We start from the raw sequence: 5,156 nt of genomic DNA, 5'->3' as shown, positions 1-5,156 counted from the left end.
CCCCATACCAGGTCCCAGCCGCCTTTGATATCATTCCAAAGCTCCCGTGCGGTAGCTTTAAAACGGTCGTCGCCGGTGGCTTCATAAGCGCGCAGGCAGGCCAGCGTCATCCACTCCATATCATCATAAAAATGATTGATGTAGGTGTTGCCGTTCTTTGCCTTTACACCATCCAGCAGGTCGGTCATGCGGGCTTTAACGGCGGCGTCGTTCTTGCGCAGGTAACCATCTACCAGCACATCCAGCGCATGGGCCTGGGGCCAGTAGTTAAAGGTTACATCACCGGCATTGTTCTTATTAAAATATTTGCCGTTGGCATTATAAAAGTTAGCGGTGAGCGAGGCCTGTGCAGAATCTGCAATGGCAGGCCAGTTATATTTATAGGTGGCTTTGCCTGCGCCCGGGCCGGGACCATCATCTACCGGCTCTTTCAGGCAGGAGACCCAGGTAACGGACAGCAGCAGCATGCAAGGCGCCAGCAAACGTTGTAAAGCGATCATTTTTCTGAATTAAAAGATTAAAAAGTTGAAAAGGCTAAAAGAATGTAAAATCATAAATGTAAAATGTTAAATGTAAAAGTTGGATGTAGTTGATCGCTGCATTTGACCTTTACATTTATCTCGTTCATAAGGTCTTTTCAATAGTCTCTATGAACCTCCTTCGTCGGTTTGGCATTTAAAATTTTACATTTTACATTTTACATTCTTTTTAGTCAGATGCTTACAGTACAATTACTTCGTGTGTATAAGCCTTGTCTGCCTGGAAATACATTTTCACATCGCAGTTCTTGGTATCTACTTCGGTCTGGAACTTGTAGCAATAGTTCCACTGATCGTTGTTAGCGATGGGATAAAGCTGCCAGAAGCTAAGCGGCGTAGCGCTGGTAGGGCGGCTGTTATCTGCATTGGAGCTGCCCATCCATTCTTCACCGGCAGTACCGTCGGCCGACTTCACACTCATACGGAACTTATAACGCTCATCACGGCCCCAGGATTCCTGCTTAAAGGTTATAACCTGGTTGCTGGCTGTAAAGGTGCCATTGCCAGAATAGGTGAGGTTAAACAGGAACTTATTATCAGGTGCAAACCATAATCCCATACCGGTGATCTCCGTCATAGTGCCGGTGGTGTTGTTAAAGTCCAAACGGATGCGGTACACTTTAGTGCCGCCGCTTTGCGTGGTTTCGCCGCCTTCTTTCAGCACAGCGCCATCCAGTGAATACGTGGTGGGCGTGCCGGTATTGCGGTCTACGAACTGGTATTTACCGTCCTTCAGGGAAGTGTAAATTTCAAATACGCCGCTGGTGATGCTTTTCAGGTGCAGGGCTTTGGAAAGGTCGGCGCCTGCTTCTGTAGCTTCGCCGGTGAGGAACACATCCACCGGGATCTCTGCAAAGCCATTGGGCCTTTCTACTTCCAGGATGCGGCTTTCAGCTGCCGGCTGTACGTTGTACCCTTTGGCGGCCAGCACCGTCCATTTCAGCTTGCCAGTGCCCAATGCGGGGATGCCGGCATTGTTGGCAATGGTGTTCAGCTCTTTGTGGGAAAGGGACAACTTGTTCTGTACGCCGCCGCCATCGGATGTGTATTTGGCAATGGGCTTGGAGAAGTCGCCGCCTTCTTTATCAAAGGCTACTTCATACAATACCAGGGAGCCGTCTTCAGCCCGGGCCTGGTCCCACTCAAAGCTAACAGCGGCGCTGGTGGCGGGCTGCAGCTTTACGAATTTATTGTCGGCCGGCGCACCCAGGTGCTCTACCGGTTTAATATTGGTGTTGAGCTTATAATCGTCTTTTTTGCAGCTGCCCAGGAACATAATTGCTGCTGCGGGCAATGCGGTAAATATGAAAGCTATACGTTTAAGCATATACGGGAATTTGTAGGTTTACCAACCCTGGTTTTGTGAAAGATTTTTGTTCTGATCGCGTTCAAATGTAGGCACCGGCCACAGGTAGTGTTTCGGATTTGTGAAGGTGCGGTTGGCCACAATGATATAACCATTGGGATCCCGGTTGAACGCGCCGGATGTCACCTTAATACCTCTTACCGGTTTTGCCAGCACCTGGTCTGCAATTTTCCAGCGGCGTATGTCGTATACACGCAGGCCTTCAAATGCCAGCTCTGCGCGCCTTTCACGGCGTACAACAGCACGCAGCTGCTCCTGTGTTAAAGCGGCATTGAACTCAGTAGCGCCGGCATCGGTGAACTTGGCGCGTACCCGCAGTGCGCGGATGGTGTTGTTCCATACATTGGCATCCAGCTGCGCCAGCTCGTTCTTGGCCTCTGCATACATCAGCAATACATCGGCATAGCGGATGAGGATGAGGTTTAAGCCGGACTGGTAGTTGGTGGAGGTGCGGTCGTAATATTTATAAAAGTAGTAACCGGTAGGGGAGGCGCCCTGATCGTCCACCGTATTGGTGGCCGGGTTGGAGCCGGGCTGTGTAAGAATGGTTTGCACCGTTCCGTTGAAGTCCGTTACCGTAGATCCATGATGCAGGATGGTGGCATTAAAGCGGGGATCGCGGTTGGTGTAGGGATCATTCTCATTATAGCCGGAGCCTGCTTCCTTAATGCCTTTGCCGTTCGTCATCACGTAATCATCCACCAGGTCCTGCGTGGGCACCAGCACACTTCTTAACAGGGCCACGGTTTGCGGCATAAAGGCGCGCTGCACATCGTAGGTGCGGCCGCCGCCATATTGCAGGTCCAGCACCACTTCCTTGTTATACTCATTACCTACGGTGAAAATGCCGGCATAATCATCCATTAAGCCGTAAGTGCCGTTCTCTGTTTTGTTAATGAGCAGCTCACAGTCGCTTACTACGGCCTGCCATTCCCCGTTGTACAGGTGCACGCGGGCGCTGAGCGCTATGGCGGCGCCACGGGTTATCCGGCCTTTGTCCTTATCGGCATACCCGCTGCTGCCGGAGTAGTTATTTACCGGCAGGTCGGCACGGATGGCGTTCAGCTCACTCAGCACAAACTGGATGATGTTGTTCTTGGGCGTGCGGTTAATAGTGCGTGATTCATCTATAGAGATCACATTGGTGAAAAAAGGTACGTCCCCATACCAGGTGGCCAACTGAAAATAAGCATAGGCGCGTATAAAGCGGGCTTCTGCCGCAATACGGCGCTTAAGTGCGCTGTCCAGCTTGGGCACCTTATCTATATTCCCCGTTAAATTATTACAGCGGCGGATGGTGGTGAAGTAATAACCCCAGTTATCCGTTACACGTGCATTAGACGGGTCATAGCCGCCGTTGGCAATGGCTGTTACGTTCTGGAAGCCCACGCCATTTACGTAGGCATTATCGCTCAGGCCTTCGTCGCCAAAGAAATAGTCCGTTTTGGATAAATGCTCATAACAGGCGGAAAGGGCATCCAGCGCATCCTGTTGGTCGCGCCAGTAGGCGGTTTCCGTAAACTCGCGTGTAATGGGCTGGTCCAGCTTACGGCAGGCAAACAGTCCTACAGCGAAAACGATTATGATGAGTGTTTTTTTCATTGAATTGTTTTTTTTCTTACTTCCTGCATTAGAACTTCACATCCACACCCACGGCAAACGTAGCGGCGTTGGGATAGTTACGGCCTGCGATCGGGTTGTAGTTGGAAAAATTCAGCTTATCATCAAATTGCGTGAACTCAGGATCCATGCCTATTTCGCGGAAACGTTTAGGCATTATAGTGATCAGGTTCTGGCTGGTGAAGTAAATACGTGCGCTTTCAATATGCACGGTATTGGTGATACCGCGGGGCAGGGTGTAACCTACCTGCAGGTTCTTGAGGCGTATGTACTTGGTATCAAACATCCAGTAATCTGAGTAGGCAAAGTTGTTGGCATCTGCCGTACCAATGGTTAAACGCGGGTAAGTGGCGTTTGGATTGGTGGGCGTCCAGCGGTCCAGGTGCTGCACAAAGGCGTGGTCTTCGTTATTATGGAAGGCTTCCACAATATCGCCGCGCAGGAACTGGGAGCGTTTGCCCACACCCTGCCAGAACATGTTCAGGTCAAAGCCATGCCAGGTAACATTATATGTAAAGCCAAAGGTGTAACGTGGAAAAGGATTACCGAAAACAAAACGGTCATCTGCGTCGATCACACCATCTCCGTTACGGTCTACATACCTAATATCACCGGGCATTACCTGCTGGTTGTATGCAAAAGGCACTTTGGGTGCGTTCTTGATATCGTCCAGGTTCTGGTACAGGCCGTTGGATTTATAACCGTAATAGGAGGAGATGGGGAAACCTTCTTTAATGATGTAAGAAAAGTCGCTGCCGCGGATAGATTCCTGCCCGAAGGTTACTACCTTGTTCAGGTTGTCTGACAGGTTAAAGCCGAATGCATGGTTTACCTTGCCGGTGGTTAGGCGGTAAGTTAATGCCAGCTCCCAGCCTTTGTTGTTTACCTTTCCCACATTTTCAAGCGGGGATTTTTCCTGATCGGTTGTAACACCGGCTGTACCGGGTACCGTCTGGAACAGGTAAATGCCGGATGTGTTCTTGTTGAAGTAATCAAAGGAAGCAGTAAGCGCACCTTTAAAGAAATCTGCATCCACGCCGTAATTGGTCATGGCAGATACTTCCCATTTCAGCAGATCATTATAGGTAGAGAAGATGGAGCCGGGCGCCGGTGTGTTATTAAAGGAATAATAACCCAAATTAGAATTGATATATACCCGTGACAGGTAGTTAAACCCTCCAATGTTGGAGTTGCCCACCTGGCCGTAAGAGAAGCGGAACTTTACGTTGCCGATATTCTCTTTTACATACTGCATAAAATCCTCCTCTGTAATACGCCAGCCCAGTGAAAAGGCGGGGAAGAACTGCCAGCGGTGGCCGGGGGCCAGCTTGGAAGATCCATCGTAACGCCAGGTGAACTCTGCCAGGTATTTATCATCATAGGCATAGTTTAAACGGCCAAAGAGGGAGTTAAGCGCATACAGGTTAGGATTAATGATATCATTGTAATCGCCAATGCTGCCGTAATCAAAGGTTCCGTCCGGTTTAGGGCGGTAACCGCCGCCAATGGCCCAGTCATTATCCAGGTTGGTGGTGCCAAAACGGTCGGCCCGGAAACCGTAGCCTTCATTGATGGCATCTGTACGGGCGCCTACCTGTGCTTTTACGTAATGCTTGCCAAAGGTGTTCTCA

General features: G+C 50.0%; 4 protein-coding genes. All 4 read right to left on the bottom strand.

What is annotated here, in order from left to right; translation table 11 throughout:
- Positions 1-500 (bottom strand): glycoside hydrolase family 76 protein (locus VIM87_RS26830; protein ID WP_331999966.1); only part of this gene is annotated, 500 nt, incomplete at its 3' end.
- 220 nt (positions 501-720) lie between these two features.
- A complete protein-coding gene (locus tag VIM87_RS26825; protein ID WP_331999965.1) occupies positions 721-1,866 on the bottom strand; it encodes a SusE domain-containing protein in 1,146 nt (381 codons plus the stop codon).
- An 18-nt stretch (positions 1,867-1,884) separates the two neighbouring features.
- A complete protein-coding gene (locus tag VIM87_RS26820) occupies positions 1,885-3,507 on the bottom strand; it encodes a RagB/SusD family nutrient uptake outer membrane protein (RefSeq protein ID WP_331999964.1) in 1,623 nt (540 codons plus the stop codon).
- A gap of 28 nt (positions 3,508-3,535) precedes the next feature.
- Positions 3,536-5,156: SusC/RagA family TonB-linked outer membrane protein (locus VIM87_RS26815; RefSeq protein ID WP_331999963.1), on the bottom strand; the 1,621-nt coding region annotated here is incomplete at its 5' end.

The organism is Chitinophaga sp. (genome assembly GCF_036569125.1).
Classification (GTDB): domain Bacteria; phylum Bacteroidota; class Bacteroidia; order Chitinophagales; family Chitinophagaceae; genus Chitinophaga.
The sequence above is the reverse complement of the archived record's forward strand: the minus strand, read 5'-3'. Positions and strand labels throughout refer to the sequence as shown.